This is a genomic window from Streptomyces sp. NPDC003023 (assembly GCF_042888225.1).
Taxonomy (GTDB): Bacteria; Actinomycetota; Actinomycetes; order Streptomycetales; family Streptomycetaceae; genus Streptomyces.
On sequence record NZ_JBIAPL010000011.1, the window covers coordinates 44,973 to 67,150 of the forward strand.

The window sequence follows — 22,178 nt, forward strand, 5'->3', positions numbered from 1 at the left end:
GCGGCTGGTGAGAGGCGCAATGTCTGAGTCCAACAAGACGGACAATGCCTCGTCCCACACGCTTCTGGAAGGGCGGCTCGGGTATCACCTCGAGTCCGCCCTTCTGGTGCGCGCGCTGACCCACCGTTCGTACGCGTACGAGAACGGCGGTCTGCCCACCAACGAGCGGCTCGAGTTCCTCGGGGACTCCGTGCTCGGCCTGGTGGTCACCGACACGCTGTACCGCACCCACCCCGACCTGCCTGAAGGCCAACTGGCCAAGCTGCGGGCCGCGGTGGTCAATTCGCGTGCGCTGGCGGAGGTCGGCCGTGGGCTGGAACTCGGCTCCTTCATCCGGCTCGGCCGTGGCGAAGAGGGCACGGGGGGCAGGGACAAGGCATCCATCCTCGCCGACACCCTTGAAGCGGTGATCGGCGCGGTCTATCTCGACCAGGGTCTCGAGGCGGCGTCCGAGCTGGTGCACCGGCTCTTCGACCCGCTGATCGAGAAGTCCTCGAACCTCGGCGCCGGCCTGGACTGGAAGACCAGTCTCCAGGAGCTGACCGCGGCCGAGGGACTCGGAGTTCCGGAGTACCTGGTCACAGAGACCGGGCCGGATCACGAGAAGGTCTTCACTGCTGCCGCCCGCGTCGGTGGTGTCTCGTACGGCACCGGCACCGGCCGCAGCAAGAAGGAAGCGGAACAGCAGGCCGCGGAGTCGGCTTGGCGGGAGATCCGTGCCGCCGCCGACCAGCGCGCGGCTGCGGCCAAGGAGGCCGCAGAGACCGGTGCCACCACCGGCGAAGGGGCCGCCGACACCCCTTCCACCCCGGCACCGGCGGACCGGGCCTCGGCCTGAGTCCGGCGCTCCGCGACCGACAGCAGTTCCGTGAGGCCCCCCGCCCCCCTCGGGCGGGGGGCCTCACGGCTGTTCCCGCCCGTCGGCGGCCCCTGACCGGGCGGTACGCTGCGGGCGTCGTCACCCGAGCGAGTCGCAGAAGGAGACCCGTGCCCGAGCTGCCCGAGGTCGAAGTCGTACGCCGTGGCCTGGAGACCTGGGTCAGCGGACGCACGATCGCGGAGGTGCAGGTGCTGCACCCGCGCGCCGTCCGCAGGCACCTGGCCGGCGGTGAGGACTTCGCGGCACGGCTGCGGGGCCGCACCTTCGGCGAGGCATGTCGCCGCGGCAAGTACCTGTGGCTGCCACTGCGGGACACGGACACCTCGGTCCTCGGGCACCTCGGCATGAGCGGCCAGCTCCTGGTGCAGCCGCAGGACGCGGCCGACGAGAAGCACCTGCGCGTCCGCGTACGCTTCGCGGACTCCCTTGGCACCGAGCTGCGGTTCGTCGACCAGCGCACCTTCGGCGGCCTTTCCCTGCACGAGAACGCCCCGGACGGTCTGCCGGACGTCCTCGCCCACATCGCCCGCGATCCGCTCGACCCGCTCTTCGACGACGCGGCGTTCCACACCGCCATGCGGGCCCGCCGCACCACGGTCAAACGCGCCCTGCTGGACCAGTCCCTGATCAGCGGCGTCGGCAACATCTACGCGGACGAGGCGCTGTGGCGAGCCAGGCTCCACTACGAGCGGCCCACCGCGACACTCACCCGCCCTCGCTCCACCGAACTGCTCCGGCACGTCCGCGAGGTGATGACGGCAGCCCTCGCCGTCGGCGGCACCACGTTCGACAGCCTGTACGTCAACGTGAACGGCGAGTCCGGCTACTTCGACCGCTCCCTCGACGCCTACGGCCGAGAGGACGAGCCCTGCCGGCGCTGCGGCACCGCGATGCGCCGCCGCCCCTGGATGAACCGCTCCAGCTACTTCTGCCCCCGCTGCCAACGCGTCCCGCGCACCGTCTCCTGACGCCACAGGCCGGACAGACAGGAGGGCCCCGGACACCTCAGGTGTCCCGGGCCCTCCCGTACGCATCGCACGGATCGGACGCGAAGCCGATCAGTAGCCGAAGTTCTGTGTCCACCAAGGGCCGCCGTCGCCCATGTGGACGCCGACTCCCAGCGTCGTGAAGTCGCAGTTCAGGATGTTCGCGCGGTGGCCCTCGCTGTTCATCCAGGAGTTCATGACCGCCTGGGCGTCGGCCTGGCCGCGGGCTATGTTCTCGCCGCCGAGGCCACTGACGCCGGCCTTCTCCGCACGGTCCCACGGCGTCTCGCCGTCGGGGTTGGTGTGGTCGAAGAAGTTGCGCTCCGCCATGTCCCTGCTGTGCGCGCGGGCCAGGTCGGACAGCTCGCCGCTGGCCTTGAGCGGGCTGCAGCCGACGTTCGCGCGCTCCTCGTTGACCAGGTCGATCACCGCCGCCTCCGCGGAGGCGGCCGCGGAGGTTGCCGGAGCCGAGGGCCGCGTCGGCACTGTCGTGCGCTCCGGCGTGGGTATCGCCTCGCGGGTCGGCGACGAGGTCTTCTTCCTCGCCTCCGGGGTCTTCGTCTCCTTGGACGGAGTCGCCGATGGCTTCGCGGACTCGGACTTCTTCGCGCTCCCGCTCGGGCTGGACGGCTTCGGGGAGGCCGACTTCGACGGCGCCGCGCTACGGCTCGGGGAACCGGAGGGGCTCGCGTCGCCCTGTGCCTGCAACCACGACGGCACCTCGGTGCGCATCTCGGTACGGAGGTCGGACCCCGCGCCCACGGTGTACTTGTCCTCGCCGCCGGGCAGCATGCCGCCGGCGACGGCCACGGCGCCGACGGCCATGGCGGCAGAAGCCCCGAGCAGCCCGGTGCGTACGGGCAGACCCGCCCGCTTCTTCCGATGGCGACCCATCTGCTGTCCCTTCCTGATGCGCGACGTCGAGCGTCAACGGACCTCACCCGTACGAGTGAGGTTTGATTGCGTCCGGACTGTACGCCATGCGGCCCGGGGGCCGAGGTGATGCGAAAACAATGGGCCGGTTACGGTGCAGCCATGAACGACACCGCACGGCTGACCGCCTGGGTACGCGGCCGAGTACAGGGAGTGGGCTTCCGCTGGTTCACCAGGGCAAACGCTCTGGAGATCGGAGGCCTCACCGGCTTCGCCCTCAATCTTGACGACGGCAGGGTCCAGGTGGTGGCAGAGGGATCACGTGAGAATTGCCACCGTTTGCTGGAGTGGCTTCGCTCCGACGACACACCCGGTCGCGTCGACGGTGTCACTGAGATCTGGGACACGCCCAGGGGCGGTTACCCGGACTTCGCCATCCGGTGACGGACACGGTGCCGTGAGCCGTTCCGGGCGCCTCGCGAAGGGTGTCCGTGGCACCTGCCGTCGGTAGAAACGGCCTGGTGGTTGCCAAGAAGGGCTTGCCGTGCCAGGCTGCGCGAGGAAAGATGATCGACACGCCCCCAGGGCCCCGCAGGTCAGGCACCGCCGCACTCTTCAGCGGCCGTATGCCCCCGGGCCGCCCGCCGATACGGGGCGTGATCGTGTTGACCGTCAAACTTTTTGGTGAGACTCTGGAAGCCCCGCGCACCTCAGCTGTTCGGCAGTTAAGAACCGCAGCACGGCAAGCAGTACAACGAAGACTGCCGAGCACCGCGGGTGCGAATCCCTCACGACCCACACCGCTTCGGTCGGTCACTCAGTGTGGAGGACCATCCATCATGGCAAAGGCGCTTCTCGGTTACGTCGGCGGTTCCGACCCGCGACTCCTCGCCGAGATGCGACGGCTTCAGCAGCGCGTCCAGGACCTCGAATCCGAGCTTGTACGGATTCAGTCCGAGAATGACGCGCTCAACGCTGCCGTCGCTCAGCACCCCGGAGAGTCGCTGCTCGACGGCATCGACATCGACGTACCCCGGGCGGAGCCCGCGCTCACCTGAGCACGGCGTCCGCCGGAGTCATCGCGCAGCAAGATATGCAAGGGACGCCTCGGCGTCCCTTCTTTCTTTTCCGCCTCGTCCCGTGGGTCCTTCCGCGGATCCTTCTGCGTCGACCCCTGACCCGTACCTCGCCCCCGTGTGCCGAAGCCTTCTTTAACGTCTGATGTGCCCTGCACCTTCATCGGTGAAACCGCGAGTGAAAGGTAGAGTCCGGCGGCGTGCACCTCAAGGCCATGACCCTGCGCGGTTTCAAGTCGTTCGCCTCGGCCACCACCCTGCGGTTCGAGCCCGGCATCACATGCGTCGTGGGCCCCAACGGCTCGGGCAAGTCCAATGTCGTGGACGCTCTTTCCTGGGTCATGGGCGAGCAGGGCGCCAAGTCGCTGCGCGGCGGGAAGATGGAGGACGTCATCTTCGCCGGGACGACCGGCCGCCCGCCGCTCGGCCGCGCGGAGGTGTCGCTGACCATCGACAACTCCGACGGCGCCCTGCCCATCGAGTACGCCGAGGTCACCATCACGCGGATCATGTTCCGCAACGGCGGCAGCGAGTACCAGATCAACGGCGACACCTGCCGGCTGCTCGACATCCAGGAACTGCTGTCCGACTCGGGAATCGGCCGCGAGATGCACGTCATCGTCGGGCAGGGCCGGCTCGACTCCGTGCTGCACGCCGATCCCATGGGGCGCCGGGCCTTCATCGAGGAGGCCGCCGGTGTCCTGAAGCACCGCAAGCGCAAGGAGAAGGCGCTGCGGAAGCTGGACGCGATGCAGGCCAACCTGGCCCGCGTGCAGGACCTCACGGACGAACTGCGCCGCCAGCTCAAGCCGCTCGGCAGACAGGCGGCGGTTGCCAGACGGGCCGCCGTCATCCAGGCCGATCTGCGCGACGCCCGGCTGCGGCTGCTCGCCGACGATCTCGTACGGATGCGGAACGCGCTGCGTGACGAGGTCGCCGACGAGGCCGCGCTCAAGCAGCGCAAGGAGGCGGCGGAGTCGGAGCTCAAGGCGGCCCTGACCCGTGAGGCGGACCTGGAGGACGAGGTGCGCCGGCTCGCGCCCCGGCTGCGGCACGCGCAGCAGAGCTGGTACGAACTGTCCCAGCTCGCCGAGCGGGTGCGCGGCACCGTCTCACTGGCCGACGCCCGCGTGAAGAGCGCGACCGCGCAGCCCGTGGAGGAGCGCCGCGGCCGCGATCCGGAGGACATGGAGCGTGAGGCGGCCCGCATCCGCGAACAGGAGGCGGAGCTGGAAGCCGCGCTGGAGTCGGCGGAACGGGCCCTCGAGGACACCGTCGCCCACCGCGCCGAACTGGAGCGTGAGCTGGTCGTCGAGGAGCGGCGGCTCAAGGACGTGGCACGCGCCATCGCCGACCGCCGCGAAGGACTCGCCCGGTTGAACGGGCAGGTCAACGCGGCCCGTTCACGCGCCGCGTCGGCCCAGGCCGAGATCGACCGGCTGGCCGCCGCCCGCGACGAGGCCAGGGAGCGGGCCGTGGCCGCGCAGGAGGAGTACGAAGAGCTCAAGGGCGAGGTCGACGCGCTGGACGCCGACGACTCGGAACTCGCGGGCCGGCACGAGGCGGCGAAGCGTGAACTGGCCGACGCGGAGGCCACGCTGAGCGGGGCCCGTGAGGCGCTCACGGCGGCCGAGCGCAAGCGCGCCGCGGTGGCCGCCCGCCGCGAAGCGCTGGCGCTGGGTCTGCGGCGCAAGGACGGGACCGGGGCACTGCTCGGAGCCGGGGACCGCCTTGCCGGGCTGCTCGGCCCGGCCGCGGAACTGCTCACGGTGACACCCGGATACGAGGTCCCGGTGGCAGCGGCGCTGGGCGCGGCGGCGGACGCGGTGGCGGTCGCGGACCCGGCCACGGCGGCGGAGGCGATCCGCCTCCTGCGTAAGCAGGACGCCGGTCGTGCGGCCCTGATCCTCGCGTCCGCAGCCCCGGGCGACGTCGAGGACACCGCCTCGCCGGCCGCCGTCGGACCGGGCACCGGGCCCGGCATCGACGCGGGAGGGGTGGGCACCGGGCCCGGCGTCGACGCGGGAGGGCTCATCCGCGGGCCCGCGGAGCTGATGCCCGCCGTGCGCCGGCTGCTGGCCCGCGTGGTCGTCGTGGGGACGCTGGAGGACGCCGAGGATCTGGTGTACGCGCGCCCCGGCCTCACCGCGGTGACGGCGGAGGGGGACGTGCTCGGGGCTCACTTCGCGCAGGGTGGGTCCGCCGGTGCTCCGAGCCTGCTCGAGGTGCAGGCGTCCGTCGACGAGGCGGCGGCCGAACTGGAGGAGCTGGCCGGGCGGTGCGACGAACTGGCCGCCGCCCAGCAGCGGGCCACGGCTCTGCGTTCCGAATGCGCCGCGCTCGTCGAGGAGCTGGGGGAGCGGCGGCGCGCCGCCGACCGGGAGAAGTCCGCCGTCTCCGGCCGGCTGGGCAGGCTCTCCGGTCAGGCGAAGGGCGCGGCGGGCGAGGCCGAGCGGACCGCAGCGGCCGCCGCCCGGGCGCAGGAGGCCCTGGAGCGGGCGACCGAGGAGGCGGAGGAACTGGCCGAGCGGCTGCTCGTCGCCGAGGAGGCTCCGGCGGAGGAGGAGCCCGACACCCATGTGCGCGACCGGCTGGCCGCCGACGGTGCCAACGCCCGGCAGACGGAGATGGAGGCTCGCCTACAGGTCCGTACGCACGAGGAGCGGGTCAAGGGGCTCTCGGGGCGTGCGGACGCGCTCGACCGGGGGGCGCGTGCCGAGCGTGAGGCGCGGGAGCGCGCGGAGCAGCGGCGCGCCAGGATGCGTCACGAGGCCGAGGTCGCGGCGGCCGTCGCCGCCGGTGCCCGCCAGTTGCTGGCCCACGTCGAGGTGTCGCTGGTGCGGGCGGAGGCGGAGCGGGCCGCGGCCGAGTCGGCCAAGGGAGAGCGCGAGCAGGAGCTGATCGTCGCGCGCGGGACCGGACGTGACCTGAAGGGCGAGCTCGACAAGCTGACCGACTCGGTGCACCGCGGCGAGGTACTGGGCGCGGAGAAGCGGCTGAGGATCGAGCAGCTGGAGACGAAGGCCCTGGAGGAGCTCGGCGTGGAGCCGGCCGGGCTGGTGTCCGAGTACGGCCCCGACCAGCTCGTTCCCCCGTCGCCACCGGCGGAGGGCGAGGAGATGCCGGAGGACCCGGAGCATCCTCGTAACCAGCCCCGGCGTTTCGTCCGGGTGGAACAGGAAAAGCGCCTGAAGTCGGCCGAACGGGCGTACCAGCAGCTCGGGAAGGTGAATCCGCTCGCTCTGGAGGAGTTCGCGGCGCTGGAGGAGCGTCACCAGTTCCTGTCGGAGCAGCTCGAGGACCTGAAGAAGACCCGTGCCGATCTGCTTCAGGTGGTGAAGGAGGTGGACGAGCGGGTCGAGCAGGTCTTCACCGAGGCGTACCGGGACACCGCCCGCGAGTTCGAGGGGGTCTTCTCCCGGCTCTTCCCCGGCGGTGAGGGACGACTCGTGCTGACCGACCCCGACAACATGCTCACCACGGGCGTGGACGTGGAGGCGCGGCCGCCCGGCAAGAAGGTCAAGAGGCTCTCGCTGCTGTCGGGTGGGGAGCGTTCACTGACGGCCGTGGCGATGCTGGTGTCGATCTTCAAGGCGCGGCCCAGTCCGTTCTATGTGATGGACGAGGTCGAGGCGGCCCTCGACGACACGAACCTCCAGCGGCTGATCCGGATCATGCAGGAGCTTCAGGAGAGTTCCCAGCTGATCGTGATCACGCACCAGAAGCGGACCATGGAGGTCGCGGACGCTCTGTACGGCGTCTCGATGCAGGGCGACGGCGTCTCCAAGGTCATCAGTCAGCGACTCCGCTGACCTTTCGCGGGCCAGTCGACCGACACAAACTCTTCAACACTTGAAGTCAATGTGACGCGCTGTCCGTCACTGCCGATTTCAGGCAGGGTCTTGACTTCGAAACTTGAAGGCATAGTCTCTGCAGCGTTGCTTTTACCTTCAAGTGGTGCGCCTCGCGAACCTGTGCGCCACTTGAAGGGCTCGCCCCCCACGCCCGGCGACGCTGCCGGACGCCCCCAGGAGTACACGTGACCAGCACTGCGCAGCCGCCACCGGCATCGGGAGCCCGGTCGGCCCACCCCGACCACCTCGGGCATGTCATCTTCATCACGGCCGCCGCCGCGATGGGCGGCTTCCTCTTCGGTTACGACAGCTCTGTGATCAACGGTGCCGTCGAGGCGATCCGGGACCGTTACGACATCGGCTCCGGAACCCTTGCCCAGGTCATCGCCATCGCCCTGATCGGCTGCGCCGTCGGCGCGGCCACCGCCGGCCGGATCGCCGACCGCATCGGACGCATCCGCTGCATGCAGATCGCGGCCCTCCTCTTCACGGTCAGCGCCGTCGGCTCCGCGGTCCCGTTCGCGCTCTGGGACCTCGCCATGTGGCGGATCATCGGCGGCTTCGCCATCGGCATGGCCTCCGTGATCGGTCCCGCCTACATCGCCGAGGTGTCCCCGCCCGCCTACCGCGGCCGGCTCGCCTCCTTCCAGCAGGCAGCCATCGTCATCGGCATCGCCGTCTCCCAGCTGGTGAACTACGGCATCCTGCAGCTCGCCGACGGCAAGCAGCGCGGTGAGATCGCCGGTCTCGAGGCCTGGCAGTGGATGCTCGGAGTGATGGTCGTCCCGGCCGTGCTCTACGGGCTGCTGTCGTTCGCGATCCCCGAGTCGCCCCGTTTCCTCATCTCGGTGGGCAAGGTCGACAAGGCGAAGCAGGTCCTGTCCGAGGTCGAGGGCAAGGGCGTCGATCTCGACGCGCGCATCGCCGAGATCGACCACGCGATGCACCGCGAGCACAAGTCCACCTTCAAGGACCTGCTCGGCAGCCGTTTCGGATTCCTGCCCATCGTCTGGGTCGGCATCGGCCTCTCGGTCTTCCAGCAGCTCGTCGGCATCAACGTAGCCTTCTACTACTCGGCCACCCTGTGGCAGTCCGTGGGCGTCGACCCGTCGAGCTCGTTCTTCTACTCGTTCACCACGTCGATCATCAACATCGTCGGAACCGTGATCGCGATGGTGCTCGTCGACCGGATCGGCCGCCGGCCGCTCGCTCTCATCGGGTCCGCCGGTATGGCGATCGCGCTGGCTCTGGAGGCCTGGGCCTTCTCCGCCGACCTCGTCGGCGGCAAACTGCCGGAGACCCAGGGCGTCGTGGCGCTGATCGCCGCCCACGTCTTCGTCCTCTTCTTCGCACTCTCGTGGGGCGTCGTCGTCTGGGTCTTCCTCGGCGAGATGTTCCCGAACCGGATCCGTGCCGCCGCCCTCGGCGTCGCCGCGTCCGCGCAGTGGATCGCCAACTGGGCCATCACCGCCAGCTTCCCGAGCCTCGCGGACTGGAACCTCTCCGGCACCTACGTGATCTACACGGTCTTCGCCGTGCTCTCGATCCCCTTCGTACTGAAGTACGTCAAGGAGACGAAGGGCAAGGCGTTGGAGGAGATGGGCTAATCCCCGCTGCCCCTCTCCTCGTCACGGAACTGCCCCGGCTCAGCGCGTGAGCCGGGGCAGTACGTGTTCGCACAGCAGCTGCAGGCTGCGCCATCCCTCGTCCACCGGCATACCGCCGCACAGCGGGTGCAGCACCAGGCTCTCGGCGCCGAGTCCCACGCACTCGTCGGGAGTCACGATCCGGTAGACGCCCTCGTTCCGCAGCTCCTCGACCGTCCCGGCCGCCGAACGCACCGCGGAACGGATGTCCCGCGACTGCCAGGAGGCGTAGGTCCGGGCCTCGTGCAGGAAGTGCCCGCCGTACAGCGCCCACGCGCGGTCGGGGTCCTCCGAGAGGTGCAGCAGCGGCGTCTTCTCCGCCGGCATCATGCAGAAGCCGTCCGATCCGTACTCGGCCCGCCGCTCGTTGTAGTACGCCTCCAGCTCCGGCAGATGGGCGCTGGGGAAGAACGGCAGCCCGAGGCGCGCCGCCCTGCGGGCCGCCGCGCGCGAGGACCCGCCGACGAGCAGCATCGGATGCGGGCGGGTGTACGGCCGCGGAGTGACCCGCACGGTACGGCCGCGGAAGCTGAAGCTCTCGCCGGTCCACGCGGCCAGCAGCGTCTCCAGAAGCTCGTCCTGCAGCGCTCCGCGCCGGTGCCACTCCACGCCCAGCTGCTCGTACTCCCGCGGCCGGTAGCCGATGCCCGCCACGGTCACCAGGCGGCCCCTGCCGATCAGGTCCAGTACGGCGATGTCCTCCGCCAGCCGGAGCGGATCGTGCAGCGGGCCGATGATCGCGGACACGGTGACGGCGATACGGCGGGTGGCGCCGAGAACGGCGCCCGCGAAGGTCAGGGGGGACGGCAGCCAGTTGTCGTCCACGCCGTGGTGTTCCTCGGTCTGGACCGTGTCGACGCCGCGGTCGTCGGCGTACACGGCCATCTCCAGGGCCGCGCGGTAGCGCGCCGCGAGTGTCTCCGGTGTCGCGGCCGGATCGACCATGTTGAAGCGGGCCACCGTCAAAGCCATGGGAAGTCCCCCTCCGCCGGGTGTGGGCATGGCGAAGGGGGACGGTAGCTGACGTTGCGTCAGATGGACAGGGGTGCGGCCTCACGTTCGGACGCGGGCTCCACCGGTCCGGCCGGCGTGCCGGGCGTGCGCGGCAGCACGGCGTACAGCGCCGCCGACAGCACGATCGTCGCCGCCCAGCCCAGCCCGTTCCTGCCGATCCAGGACCCGGCGAGCGGTCCGGCGAACCAGTCGACCCTGGTGAACAGCAGGCCCGTCACCAGGGCGGCCGCCCAGGAGACCATCGCCTGCCAGGCGAACCCGCCGCGGTACCAGTAGGCGCTGGTACGGGTGGTGTCCATCAGCGCCGCTCCGTCGTACGCGGGCCTGCGGAGCATGTCGACGCCGAAGACGCCGATCCAGGCGGAGAACGCCACCGCGAGCAGTGTCAGGAACGAGATGAAGGAGCCGATGAAGCCGGTCGCGACGACCATCAGCAGGAAACCGAAGACCAGGCTGATCAGCGCGTTGACGCTGACCGCCCACGCGCGCGGCACTTTGACGCCCAGCGTCTGCGCGGTGAAGCCGGCCGAGTACATCGACATCGAGTTGATCAGCAGCATGCCCACCAGCGCGATCAGCAGATACGGGACCGCGAGCCACATCGGCAGGATCTCGCCGATGAAGGCCACCGGGTCCTGGGCGCTCGCCAGATCCGGCGTGGCGACGGCCATCACCGCGCCCATCAGCACCATCGGCAGGACGACGATCCCGGCGCCGCCGACGGTCGCGCCCACCATCGCCCTGCTCGACGCCGTGCGCGGCAGGTAGCGGGTGAAGTCCGGTCCGGACGGGACCCAGCTGATACCGCCGGCGGCGAGCGTGCCGATACCGGCGACCATCATCGCCGTCGAACCGGCCGGCTTGCCGAAGACGGCCGGCCAGTCCGTGTTCACGACCAGGTGGCCGAGGACCAGCACGCTGAACGCGCCGAACAGATAGGTCGACCACTTGCTGCACACCTGGAGCGCGTTGATGCCGAGGCCGGAGACCAGGAAGGTGCAGGTGACGAAGAGCAGCAGGGTCGTGATGATCAGCGCCGTGTTGCTGCGGACGCCGAAGAGCAGATCCAGCACGGTCAGCACGGCGTAGGCGCCGGTGACCGCGTTGATCGTCTCCCAGCCCCAGCGGGCCACCCAGATCAGCGAGCCGGGGAAGAGGTTTCCGCGCTGCCCGAAGACGGCGCGCGACAGTGCCATGCCGGGGGAGCCGCCGCGCTTTCCGGCGACGGAGATCAGGCCGACGATCCCGTACGAGAGGACGGGTGCCGCGATCGCGACGATCAGGACCTGCCAGAAGTTGAGACCGTTGAAGACGATCAGGCCCGCGCCCATCGTCAGGAGCAGCACGCTGATGTTGGCGGCGACCCAGGTGGGGAACAGCTCACGGACGTGACCCGTGCGCTCGCCGTCGGGGACGGGTTCGAGGCCGCGGGTCTCTATCGCGCCTTCGGATTCGGAGGCGTGGGGCATGAAGTTGGCTCCGTAGCGGGGTGGGGGGACACCGGAGGGTCTGCCGGGAGGGGATCCGGCACACCAGCATCGTACGAACACCCCAAAAGGTCCAAATGGGTGAGGTCGCCTTTGTGGGATCGTCCGAGGGCCTCGCGTGCGGGCACCGGTGGCCGATACTGGACCGCGTTATGGAAATCGTCATCCTTGCCGTAGTCATCGCCCTGGTCGCGATCGGCGCGATCAGCGGCCTCGTGGTCAGCAGCCGCAAGAAGAAGCAGCTGCCCCCGCAGGCGCCGCCGAGCTCGCCGACCATCACCGCTCCGCCCGCCGAACCGCATGTCGGTGACGAGGCGGAGACACCACGGGACGAATCCCGCCGCACCATCGAGGAGGTCGGACTGCCGACGGCCGAGGAGGCCGTCGAAACCCCTGTCGCCATCGAGGACCCGGTCGTCGCCGAGGCGCCCGCGCCGGTCATCGAGATCCCGGAGCCGACCGCGGGCCGGCTCGTGCGGCTCCGTGCCCGCCTCGCCCGCTCCCAGAACTCCATCGGCAAGGGGCTCCTCACGCTCCTGTCCCGCGAGCACCTCGACGAGGACACCTGGGAGGAGATCGAGGACACGCTGCTCACCGCCGACGTCGGCGTCGCCCCCACCCAGGAGCTCGTGGAGCGGCTGCGCGAGCGGGTCAAGGTGCTCGGCACCCGGACCCCCGAGCAGCTGCGCACCCTGCTCCGCGAGGAGCTGCTCCACCTGGTGGGCACCGACTTCGACCGCGCGGTGAAGACGGAGAGCGGTCTCGACACGCCCGCGGTCGTCATGGTCGTGGGGGTGAACGGCACCGGCAAGACCACCACCACCGGCAAGCTCGCCCGCGTTCTCGTCGCGGACGGCCGCTCGGTCGTGCTGGGCGCCGCGGACACCTTCCGTGCCGCCGCCGCCGATCAGCTGCAGACCTGGGGCGAGCGCGTGGGCGCCCGCACCGTACGGGGGCCCGAGGCCGGCGACCCCGCCTCGGTCGCCTTCGACTCGGTCAAGGAGGGCATCGCCGAGGGCGCGGACGTCGTGCTCATCGACACCGCCGGGCGACTGCACACCAAGACGGGCCTGATGGACGAGCTCGGCAAGGTCAAGCGGGTCGTGGAGAAGCACGGCCCGCTGGACGAGGTGCTGCTCGTGCTGGACGCCACCACCGGTCAGAACGGCCTGGTGCAGGCGCGGGTCTTCGCCGAGGTCGTGGACATCACCGGCATCGTGCTGACCAAGCTGGACGGCACGGCCAAGGGCGGCATCGTCGTCGCGGTGCAGCGTGAACTCGGCGTGCCCGTCAAGCTCGTGGGACTGGGCGAGGGCGCGGACGACCTCGCGCCGTTCGAGCCCGAGGCATTCGTCGACGCGCTGATCGGCGACTGAGGGCCCGTCCCGCCCGGCTCGTTCATCCGGTCCGTCCCGTACAGCGCGGTGCCCGGCAGCCCATCGGCCGCCGGGCACTCTGCTGTACGAGGGGTCAGGACCGGCTGCGGTGGCAGGTGTAGGCGAGGGTGCCCAGCAGCAGCCTGGCCTCCGGCGGGGCCGCCGCCGTGTCGAGGGACGGGGGACGCAGCCACCGGACGGGGCCCAGTCCGCCCCGGTCCGACGGCGGAGCGGTGACGTGGTCACCCGGGCCCAGGCACCGCAGGTCCAGGTCCGCGTCGTCCCAGCCCATCCGGTAGAGCAGCCGCGGCAACCCGTCCGCCGCGCCGGGTGCGACGAAGAACTGGCAGCGCCCGTCGGGCGTGACCGAGACCGGCCCCAGCGGCAGGCCCATGCGCTCCATGCGCACCAGCGCCCGGCGGCCGGCCGGAGCGGCCACGTCGAGGATGTCGAAGCTCCGGCCGACCGGCAGCAGCAGCGACGCGCCGGGCACATCGGCCCACGCCTTGCCCGCCTCGTCGAGCGTCGCACCGGCGGGAACCTCGAGCGCGAAGCCCAGAGGGTGCGCGCCGGGCGCCGCGCAGGCCGGATCTCCGCAGGAGCACTTGCCGGACGAGGCCCGTGCGCCGGGGATCACCGCCCAGCCCCACAGTCCGGTGTACTCGGCCACCACTGTGGCCTCTGTCGTGCGCCCGCGGCGCCGGGAGCCGGTCCGGATCTGACCGATCCCCCGGGTGCCGCCGATCGTGAAGCCCATGCCCCCTCCAACGGGTGGTAAGCGCCGGTGGTTACGATCTGAAGCTTCCCCGTCACTCACCGTTGCCCTCGGGTGGGAGTGACGGTGGCGTGCGTGGTGCGCGGGGGGAGTGTGAACGCGACGCGCGCCCGTGCACGCAACACCCCATCAACTCCTGATCGGCCGTATGTCAAGTGAATCGCGCCTGGCCGCAAGTGGGTTCACTCGGAGGGGTGGCGAATGGTGGCGTTTCTGCAATCCCACTCGCTGGAGCCGTGATCGTAGGATTACCGTCGGTACATCAACCTGCAATTGCAGTCCCGCTTCCGGGTATGCCGGAGGCAATGCGGCTTCCTGTTCGACGGGTGCAACAGCATCACGGGAAGCCGCAACCGGCGTCATTCTGGTAGGGGTTCGGGCGATGAGGCTTCGGCGGACGGAGACATTTCTGTGAGCGGCAGCGGCGCAGACGGTACGAACGCCGGCAAGCGCCCCAACGAGCAACTGGGTTCGTGGTTCGTGCGGAGCGGCTGGTCGAAGGGCGAGCTCGCGCGCCAGGTGAACCGGCGGGCACGCCAGATGGGCGCACACCACATCAGTACGGACACCTCCAGAGTGCGCCGGTGGCTGGACGGCGAGCAGCCGCGCGAGCCGATTCCCCGCATCCTCTCCGAGCTGTTCTCCGAGCGCTTCGGCACCGTCGTCGCCGTCGAGGACCTCGGGCTGCGCTCCGTCCACCAGTCACCCTCGGTGTCCGGTGTGGACCTGCCGTGGGCCGGGGACCAGACCGTGCACCTGCTCAGCGAGTTCTCCAGAAGCGATCTGATGCTCGCGCGCCGGGGTTTCCTCGGCACCTCGCTCTCCCTCGCGGCCGGCACCGCCCTCGTCGAGCCGATGCAGCGCTGGCTCGTGCCCTCCCCGGCGGGCGAGGCCGCGGCGCAGGAGCCGTCCACCCCGATCCGCCGGGGCGCCCGCCTCTCCAAGCCGGAGCTCGACCTGCTCGAGGCCACCACCGCGATGTTCCGGCAGTGGGACGCCCAGTGCGGTGGCGGCCTGCGCCGCAAGGCCGTCGTGGGCCAGCTCCACGAGGTCACCGACCTGCTCCAGGAGCCGCAGCCGCCCGCCACCCGGCGGCGCCTCTTCAAGTGCGCCGCCGAACTCGCCGAACTGGCCGGCTGGATGAGCTACGACGTGGGCCTCCAGCCCACCGCCCAGAAGTACTTCGTACTCGCGCTGCACGCCTCCAAGGAGGCGGGCGACAAGCCGCTCGGCTCGTACATCCTGTCGTCGATGAGCCGGCAGATGATCCACCTGGGCCGCCCCGAGGACGCCCTCGAGCTCGTCCATCTCGCCCAGTACGGCAGCCGTGACTGCGCCACCGCGCGCACCCAGGCCATGCTGTACGCGATGGAGGCCCGCGCCTACGCCAACATGGGCCAGCCCAGCAAGTGCCGGCGAGCCGTCCGGATGGCGGAGGACACCTTCGCCGACATCGGCTTCGACACCGAGCCCGAGCCCGACTGGATCCGCTTCTTCTCCGAGGCCGAACTCCACGGGGAGAACTCCCACTCCTACCGGGACCTGGCCTATGTCGCCGGCCGCAGCCCCACCTACGCCTCCCTCGCGGAGCCGGTCATGGAGCGTGCCGTCGAACTCTTCGGCCGGGACGACGAGCACCAGCGGTCGTACGCACTCAACCTGATCGGGATGGCCACCGTCCACCTGCTCAAGAAGGAACCGGAACGAGCCACCGACTTCGCCGGCCGGGCGCTGTCCGTCGCCAAGCGGGTCCGCTCCGAGCGGGTCAACACCCGGCTGCGCAAGACCGTCGACACCGCGGCCAGGGACTTCGGCGACGTCGCCGAGGTCGTCCAGCTCACCGACCATCTCACCGCCCAGCTGCCGGAGACCGCGGAAGCGGTCTGACCGGCGGCGGCACCCGAGGCCCCGGCCGCGACACCCACCCCGAACCGCCCGACTCGGCTCCCCCCGTGCCAGTCATCAGGGTGGGCGTCGCGGCCGGTTTCGTACTGTGCGCAGTGGATACGCCCGGTCACCCGGCGAGATCGTCGCGTTCATGGTCGCGTAACACCCCGGACCTCTTCGTCACCGCCGCGAAACATCGTGCGGCATCTGCGGAAACGGCGCTCCGCCAGTCTCATGCGGCATAACGGCCCGCCCTTCCGCCGCAGGCTCCGCCCGCACGCGGCCGCACGACGACGAGGAGACGCCGATGCCCCCAGGCATCTCGACCCTTGCCGCAGACGCCCCAGAGCTGTCTGCCGCGAACACAGGGTTCATGCTCATCTGTTCCGCCCTGGTGATGCTCATGACCCCGGGACTGGCCTTCTTCTACGGAGGCATGGTCCGCGTCAAGAGCACCCTGAACATGCTGATGATGAGCTTCGTCAGCCTCGGGATCGTCACCATCCTGTGGGTGCTCTACGGCTTCAGCATGGCCTTCGGCACCGACATCGGCTCGATCGTCGGATGGAGCTCGGACTATGTCGGCCTCGGCGACATCGGTGTGACCGAACTGTGGGACGGCTACACCATCCCCGTCTACGTCTTCGCCGTGTTCCAGCTGATGTTCGCGATCCTCACCCCCGCGCTGATCAGCGGTGCCGTCGCCGACCGCGTCAAGTTCACCGCCTGGGCGCTGTTCATCGCCCTGTGGGTCACCGTCGTCTACTTCCCGGTCGCGCACTGGGTGTGGGGCTCCGGCGGCTGGCTCTTCGAGATGGGCGTCATCGACTTCGCCGGCGGCACCGCCGTCCACATCAACGCCGGTGCCGCGGCCCTCGGCGTCGTCCTCGTCATCGGCAAGCGCGTCGGCTTCAAGAAGGACCCGATGCGTCCGCACAGCCTCCCGCTGGTCATGCTCGGCGCGGCGCTGCTGTGGTTCGGCTGGTTCGGGTTCAACGCCGGATCGTGGCTCGGCAACGACGACGGCGTCGGCGCGGTGATGTTCGTCAACACCCAGGTCGCCACCGCCGCGGCCATGCTTGCCTGGCTCGCCTACGAGAAGATCCGCCACGGCGCCTTCACCACCCTCGGCGCCGCCTCCGGCGCGGTCGCCGGTCTCGTCGCCATCACCCCGGCCGGCGGCGCGGTCTCCCCGCTCGGCGCGATCGCCGTCGGAGCCGTCGCCGGTCTCCTCTGCGCCATGGCCGTCGGCCTGAAGTTCAGGTTCGGCTACGACGACTCCCTCGACGTCATCGGCGTCCACCTCGTCGGCGGTGTCGTCGGCTCCCTCCTGGTCGGCCTCTTCGCCACCGGCGGCGTCCAGTCCGACGCCAAGGGCCTCTTCTACGGCGGCGGCCTCGACCAGCTGGGCAAGCAGGCCGTCGGTGTCCTCGCGGTGCTGGCCTACTCTCTGGTCGTCTCGGCCGTCCTCGCCCTCGTCCTCGACAAGACCATCGGCATGAGGGTCGAAGAGGACGTCGAGGTCTCCGGCATCGACCAGGTCGAGCACGCCGAGACCGCGTACGACTTCAGCGGCGCGGGCGGCGGAGCGGGCTCCCGCAAGGCCGTGCCCGCGGCCGTGGACGCTGTGGCAGCCGCAGGACAGAACAAGAAGGTGGACGCATGAAGCTCATCACCGCAGTCGTGAAGCCGCACCGGCTGGACGAGATCAAGGAGGCTCTCCAGGCCTTCGGTGTCCAAGGGCTCACGGTCACGGAGGCCAGCGGGTACGGCCGCCAGCGTGGCCACACCGAGGTCTACCGCGGTGCCGAGTACACCATCGACCTCGTCCCCAAGATCCGCATCGAGGTGCTGGTCGAGGACGACGACGCCGAACAGCTCGTGGACGTGATCGTCAAGGCGGCACGCACCGGAAAGATCGGTGACGGCAAGGTCTGGAGCGTCCCGGTGGACACGGCGGTACGTGTACGCACCGGCGAGCGCGGCCCCGACGCCCTCTGAATCGGACGACGGAACAGGAGCTGCCGGGTGGGCCTGGACGTGACCGACGAAGCGGAAGACGCGGGACCCGGCGGCTATGCGGCGGCCCGACTGCTCCTTCTCACGGAGAAGGGGCGGTCCGGGCCGCCGCGCCGTGAGGCACTCGCCCGGCTGACCGACGAATGGCTGTCCGCGCTGTTCGCCACCGCCGCACTGGAGCAGGGCGTGCGCGGCGCGGCGCTCGTCGCCGTCGGAGGTTACGGCAGGGGCGAGCTCTCCCCTCGCAGCGACCTCGACCTCCTGCTGCTCCACGACGGCAGCACCCCTCCCGCGGCCGTGGCCGCGATCGCCGACCGGATCTGGTACCCCGTCTGGGACCTGGGCCTCGCTCTCGACCACTCGGTACGCACCCCCGCTCAGGCCCGGAAGACCGCGGGGGAGGACCTCAAGGTGCAGCTCGGGCTCCTCGACGCCCGGCACGTCGCCGGGGACCTGGGGCTCGTCGCCTCCCTGCGCACCGCCGTGCTCGCCGACTGGCGAAACCAGGCACCGCGGCGCCTACCGGAACTCGACGACCTCTGCCGCGAACGCGCCACCCGGCAGGGCGAGCTCCAGTACCTCCTCGAACCCGATCTCAAGGAGGCCAGGGGCGGACTGCGCGACGCGACCGCCCTGCGCGCCGTCGCCGCCTCCTGGCTGGCCGACGCCCCCCGCGAAGGACTGGCGGAGGCCCGCCGCACCCTCCTCGACGTACGCGACGCACTGCATCTCACCACCGGCCGCGCCACCGACCGCCTCGCCCTCCAGGAACAGGACCAGGTCGCGGCGGAACTCGGCCTCCCCGACGCCGACGCCCTGCTGCGCAAGGTGTACGAGGCCGCGCGGACCGTCTCCTACGCCACCGACGTCACCTGGCGCGAGGTCGGCCGCGTCCTGCGGTCCCGCGCCGCCCGGCCGAGACTCCGGGCCGTGCTCGGCGGACGGACACCGAAACCCGAGCGCACACCGCTCGCGGAGGGCGTCGTCGAACTCGACGGCGAAGTGGTGCTCGCCCGCACCGCGCGCCCCGAGCGCGACCCGGTCCTTCCGCTGCGCGCCGCGGCCGCCGCCGCCCAGGCGGGTCTGCCCGTGTCCCGGCACGCCGTGCGGCGCCTGTGCGAAGCCATGACCGCCCATCCGCTGCCCGTGCCCTGGCCCCCGGAGGCACGCGAGGAGCTGGTGACCCTGCTCGGCGCCGGGGAACCGACCGTGCCCGTCTGGGAGGCGCTGGAGGCCGAGGGCCTGATCACCCGGCTCGTCCCCGACTGGGAGCGCGTCCGGTGCAGGCCCCAGCGCAACGCCGTGCACACCTGGACCGTCGACCGGCACCTCGTGGAGACCGCGGTCAAGGCGTCGGAGCTGACCCGCCACGTCGGCCGTCCGGACCTGCTGCTGACGGCCGCGCTGCTGCACGACATCGGCAAGGGCCGGCCCGGCGACCACTGCGTCGCCGGCGAGACCATCGCCCGCGACGTCGCGGCCCGCATCGGCTTCGACCGCGCCGACGTCGGCGTCATCGCCACCCTCGTACGCCACCACCTGCTGCTCATCGACACGGCGACCAGGCGTGACCTGGACGATCCGGCCACGGTCGCCTCCGTCGCCTCCGTGGTCGGATCCGCCTCCACCCTGGAGCTGCTGCAGGCCCTCACGCAGGCGGACGCCCTCGCGACCGGGCCGGCGGCCTGGTCGTCCTGGCGTGGCTCGCTCGTCGCCGACCTGGTGCGGCGGGTCGCCGCCGTGCTCGCCGGCGACGTGCCCGACGAGCCGGACCGGGCCGTCCCCGGCGCCGAACAGGAACGGCTCGCCGTCGAGGCGCTGCGCACCGGCGAGCCCGTACTCGCCCTGCACGCCCGTCCCGAGTCCCCGGCGGAGGAGGACGGGCCGGCACCGGTAGGCGTCGAGCTGCTGATCGCCCTGCCCGACCGGCCGGGTGTGCTGCCCGCGGTCGCCGGTGTGCTGGCGCTGCACCGGCTCACCGTCCGCGCCGCCGACCTCCGGGCGATCGAACTGCCCGGTGAGGTGGGCGAGGGGTCCGTCCTGATGCTGAACTGGCGCGTCGCGGCCGAGTACGGCTCCCTGCCCCAGGCCGCCCGGCTCCGTGCCGACCTCGTACGCGCCCTGGACGGCTCGCTGGACATCCGGGGCCGCCTCGCCGAGCGCGAGGCCGCCTGGCCACGGCGGCGCGGGGTCAAGGCCCCGCCGCCCAGGGTGACGGTGGCCCCCGCCGGGTCCCGCCTGGCCACGGTCATCGAGGTCAGGGCCCAGGACGCCCCCGGCCTGCTGCACAGGATCGGCCGGGCCCTGGAAGGCGCGGCGGTACGGGTGCGCAGTGCCCACGTCTCGACGCTGGGCGCCAACGCGGTGGACACCCTGTACGTCACCGACGGGGCGGGCGCCCCACTCGGCGACGCGGAGGCGGCGGCCCTCGCGAAGAGGGTCGAGGAGGCACTGCGATGAGGGCGTGACTTCGGGGGCGCCCGGTCGTTGAGCACGTCGTGCTCCCCGCCGGCGGTGGCGGGGGTGTTCCACCGGCCCGGCAGATCGTGAAGATCGCCAAGGCAGGCTCCCCGCCGGTGCGGGGATCCCGTCCCTGTCCGCCGTCACGGCGGGCGGGGGCACGAATGTTCCGGGGCCCGATACTCTTGGGGCGTCCACCAGGCCCCGACCCGAGGAATCGCGACCACCGTGTTCGATACGCTTTCCGACCGCCTCAGCGCGACTTTCAAAAACCTCCGGGGCAAGGGACGCCTGTCAGAGGCAGACATCGACGGCGCGGCCCGGGAAATCCGTATCGCCCTGCTCGAGGCCGACGTGGCGCTCCCGGTCGTCCGGGAGTTCATCAAGCAGGTCAAGACCCGTGCGCTCGGCGCCGAGGTGTCCAAGGCGCTGAATCCCGGCCAGCAAGTCATCAAGATCGTCAACGAAGAGCTGATCACGATCCTCGGCGGCGAGACCCGCCGTCTGCGGTTCGCCAAGACCGCGCCGACCGTGATCATGCTCGCCGGTCTGCAGGGTGCGGGCAAGACCACCCTCGCCGGAAAGCTCGGTCTCTGGCTCAAGGCCCAGGGGCACTCGCCCCTGCTCGTCGCCTGTGACCTCCAGCGCCCCAACGCCGTCAACCAGCTCTCGGTCGTCGCCGAGCGCGCCGGAGTGGGCGTCTACGCGCCCGAGCCGGGCAACGGTGTGGGCGACCCGGTCCAGGTCGCCAAGGACTCGATCGAGTACGCGCGCACCAAGCAGTACGACATCGTCGTCGTCGACACCGCCGGCCGCCTGGGCATCGACCAGGAGCTGATGCAGCAGGCCGCGGACATCCGTGACGCCGTCTCGCCGGACGAGATCCTCTTCGTCGTCGATGCGATGATCGGTCAGGACGCCGTGAACACCGCGGAGTCCTTCCGCGACGGCGTCGGCTTCGACGGCGTGGTCCTGTCCAAGCTGGACGGTGACGCCCGAGGCGGTGCCGCGCTCTCCATCGCGCACGTCACCGGCAAGCAGATCATGTTCGCCTCCAACGGCGAGAAGCTGGACGACTTCGACGCGTTCCACCCGGACCGCATGGCGTCCCGCATTCTCGGCATGGGCGACATGCTCTCGCTGATCGAGAAGGCCGAGCAGACCTTCAGCCAGGAAGAGGCCGCCAAGATGGCCTCCAAGCTGGCGAGCAGCAAGGGCAAGGAGTTCACGCTCGACGACTTCCTGGCCCAGATGGAGCAGGTCCGCAAGATGGGCTCCATCAGCAAGCTGCTCGGGATGCTGCCCGGCATGGCGCAGATGAAGGACCAGATCAACAACATCGACGAGCGTGACGTGGACCGTACGGCCGCGATCATCAAGTCGATGACGCCCGTGGAGCGCCAGGACCCGACGATCATCAACGGTTCGCGCCGAGCCCGTATCGCCAAGGGTTCCGGCGTCGAGGTCAGTGCCGTGAAGGGCCTGGTCGAGCGTTTCTTCGAGGCGCGCAAGATGATGTCGAGGATGGCCCAGGGCGGCGGGATGCCGGGTATGCCGGGCATCCCGGGCATGGGCGGCGGCCCCGGCCGGCAGAAGAAGCAGCAGAAGCAGGCCAAGGGCAAGCGCAAGAGCGGCAACCCGATGAAGCGCAAGGCCGAGGAGCAGGCAGCGGCGGAGCGCCGCGAGCAGGCGGCCCAGGGCGGCGCGTTCGGGCTGCCGGCCGGCCGGCCGGACGAGAACTTCGAGCTGCCCGACGAGTTCAAGAAGTTCATGGGCTGACCCGGGTCGGGAGCTCACGGGGTCGGCCCGCTGCGAGAAGTCCACGGGTCGACCACCGGACATGAG

16 protein-coding genes are annotated in these 22,178 nt (G+C 70.8%); 12 read left to right on the forward strand and 4 right to left on the reverse strand.

Annotation, left to right across the window (positions count from 1 at the left end; all coding sequences use genetic code 11):
• Positions 1–19: 19 nt before the first annotated feature.
• Together rnc and mutM are read left to right on the forward strand one after the other, a co-directional pair.
• Positions 20–838 carry a ribonuclease III gene (rnc, locus tag ACFYV1_RS28820; RefSeq protein WP_389398524.1) on the forward strand — a complete coding sequence of 273 codons (819 nt, stop codon included), beginning with the start codon at positions 20–22 and terminating at the stop codon, positions 836–838.
• A 149-nt stretch (positions 839–987) separates the two neighbouring features.
• On the forward strand, positions 988–1,848 hold the full coding sequence (gene mutM / locus ACFYV1_RS28825; RefSeq protein WP_389398525.1) for a bifunctional DNA-formamidopyrimidine glycosylase/DNA-(apurinic or apyrimidinic site) lyase: 861 nt from the start codon (positions 988–990) through the stop codon (positions 1,846–1,848).
• 90 nt (positions 1,849–1,938) lie between these two features.
• Here mutM and ACFYV1_RS28830 read toward each other — a convergent pair whose 3' ends face one another.
• Complete coding sequence (locus ACFYV1_RS28830; protein WP_389398526.1) at positions 1,939–2,760, reverse strand: CAP domain-containing protein; 822 nt, start codon at positions 2,758–2,760, stop codon at positions 1,939–1,941.
• Between the two features lie 141 nt (positions 2,761–2,901).
• Between ACFYV1_RS28830 and ACFYV1_RS28835 the strand changes: the two genes are divergently transcribed.
• The 4 genes from ACFYV1_RS28835 to ACFYV1_RS28850 all read left to right on the forward strand — a co-directional run bounded on the left by ACFYV1_RS28835 (position 2,902) and on the right by ACFYV1_RS28850 (position 9,276).
• On the forward strand, positions 2,902–3,183 hold the full coding sequence (locus tag ACFYV1_RS28835) for an acylphosphatase (protein ID WP_189473382.1): 282 nt from the start codon (positions 2,902–2,904) through the stop codon (positions 3,181–3,183).
• Between the two features lie 395 nt (positions 3,184–3,578).
• Entirely contained in the window at positions 3,579–3,797 is a 219-nt protein-coding gene (locus ACFYV1_RS28840) for a hypothetical protein (RefSeq protein WP_389398527.1), read from the forward strand.
• 218 nt (positions 3,798–4,015) lie between these two features.
• On the forward strand, positions 4,016–7,627 hold the full coding sequence (smc, locus tag ACFYV1_RS28845) for a chromosome segregation protein SMC (RefSeq protein WP_389398528.1): 3,612 nt from the start codon (positions 4,016–4,018) through the stop codon (positions 7,625–7,627).
• A gap of 227 nt (positions 7,628–7,854) precedes the next feature.
• Positions 7,855–9,276 (forward strand): sugar porter family MFS transporter, encoded by a 1,422-nt coding sequence (locus tag ACFYV1_RS28850; RefSeq protein WP_389398529.1) that lies wholly within the window; start codon positions 7,855–7,857, stop codon positions 9,274–9,276.
• Between the two features lie 39 nt (positions 9,277–9,315).
• Here ACFYV1_RS28850 and ACFYV1_RS28855 read toward each other — a convergent pair whose 3' ends face one another.
• Positions 9,316–10,287, reverse strand: coding sequence for an LLM class flavin-dependent oxidoreductase (locus ACFYV1_RS28855; protein ID WP_389398530.1), 972 nt, complete (start codon positions 10,285–10,287; stop codon positions 9,316–9,318).
• 59 nt (positions 10,288–10,346) lie between these two features.
• On the reverse strand, positions 10,347–11,798 hold the full coding sequence (locus ACFYV1_RS28860) for a cytosine permease (protein ID WP_389398531.1): 1,452 nt from the start codon (positions 11,796–11,798) through the stop codon (positions 10,347–10,349).
• A 170-nt stretch (positions 11,799–11,968) separates the two neighbouring features.
• Here ACFYV1_RS28860 and ftsY point away from each other — a divergent pair, with 170 nt between their 5' ends.
• Complete coding sequence (gene ftsY / locus ACFYV1_RS28865; RefSeq protein ID WP_389398532.1) at positions 11,969–13,192, forward strand: signal recognition particle-docking protein FtsY; 1,224 nt, start codon at positions 11,969–11,971, stop codon at positions 13,190–13,192.
• 94 nt (positions 13,193–13,286) lie between these two features.
• On the opposite strand, the gene ACFYV1_RS28870 is transcribed toward ftsY, so the two are convergent.
• Entirely contained in the window at positions 13,287–13,949 is a 663-nt protein-coding gene (locus tag ACFYV1_RS28870; protein ID WP_389398533.1) for a bifunctional DNA primase/polymerase, read from the reverse strand.
• A gap of 429 nt (positions 13,950–14,378) precedes the next feature.
• Here ACFYV1_RS28870 and ACFYV1_RS28875 point away from each other — a divergent pair, with 429 nt between their 5' ends.
• The 5 genes from ACFYV1_RS28875 to ffh all read left to right on the forward strand — a co-directional run bounded on the left by ACFYV1_RS28875 (position 14,379) and on the right by ffh (position 22,112).
• Positions 14,379–15,854, forward strand: a complete 1,476-nt coding sequence (locus ACFYV1_RS28875) for a hypothetical protein (RefSeq protein ID WP_389398534.1) — start codon at positions 14,379–14,381, stop codon at positions 15,852–15,854.
• Between the two features lie 307 nt (positions 15,855–16,161).
• Positions 16,162–17,520, forward strand: coding sequence for an ammonium transporter (locus ACFYV1_RS28880; RefSeq protein ID WP_389398535.1), 1,359 nt, complete (start codon positions 16,162–16,164; stop codon positions 17,518–17,520).
• A complete protein-coding gene (locus ACFYV1_RS28885) occupies positions 17,517–17,855 on the forward strand; it encodes a P-II family nitrogen regulator (protein WP_389398536.1) in 339 nt (112 codons plus the stop codon). The genes ACFYV1_RS28880 and ACFYV1_RS28885 overlap by 4 nt, the downstream gene beginning before the upstream one ends.
• A gap of 27 nt (positions 17,856–17,882) precedes the next feature.
• A complete protein-coding gene (locus tag ACFYV1_RS28890) occupies positions 17,883–20,333 on the forward strand; it encodes a [protein-PII] uridylyltransferase (protein ID WP_389398537.1) in 2,451 nt (816 codons plus the stop codon).
• A gap of 228 nt (positions 20,334–20,561) precedes the next feature.
• On the forward strand, positions 20,562–22,112 hold the full coding sequence (ffh, locus tag ACFYV1_RS28895) for a signal recognition particle protein (protein WP_389398538.1): 1,551 nt from the start codon (positions 20,562–20,564) through the stop codon (positions 22,110–22,112).
• Positions 22,113–22,178: the final 66 nt, after the last annotated feature.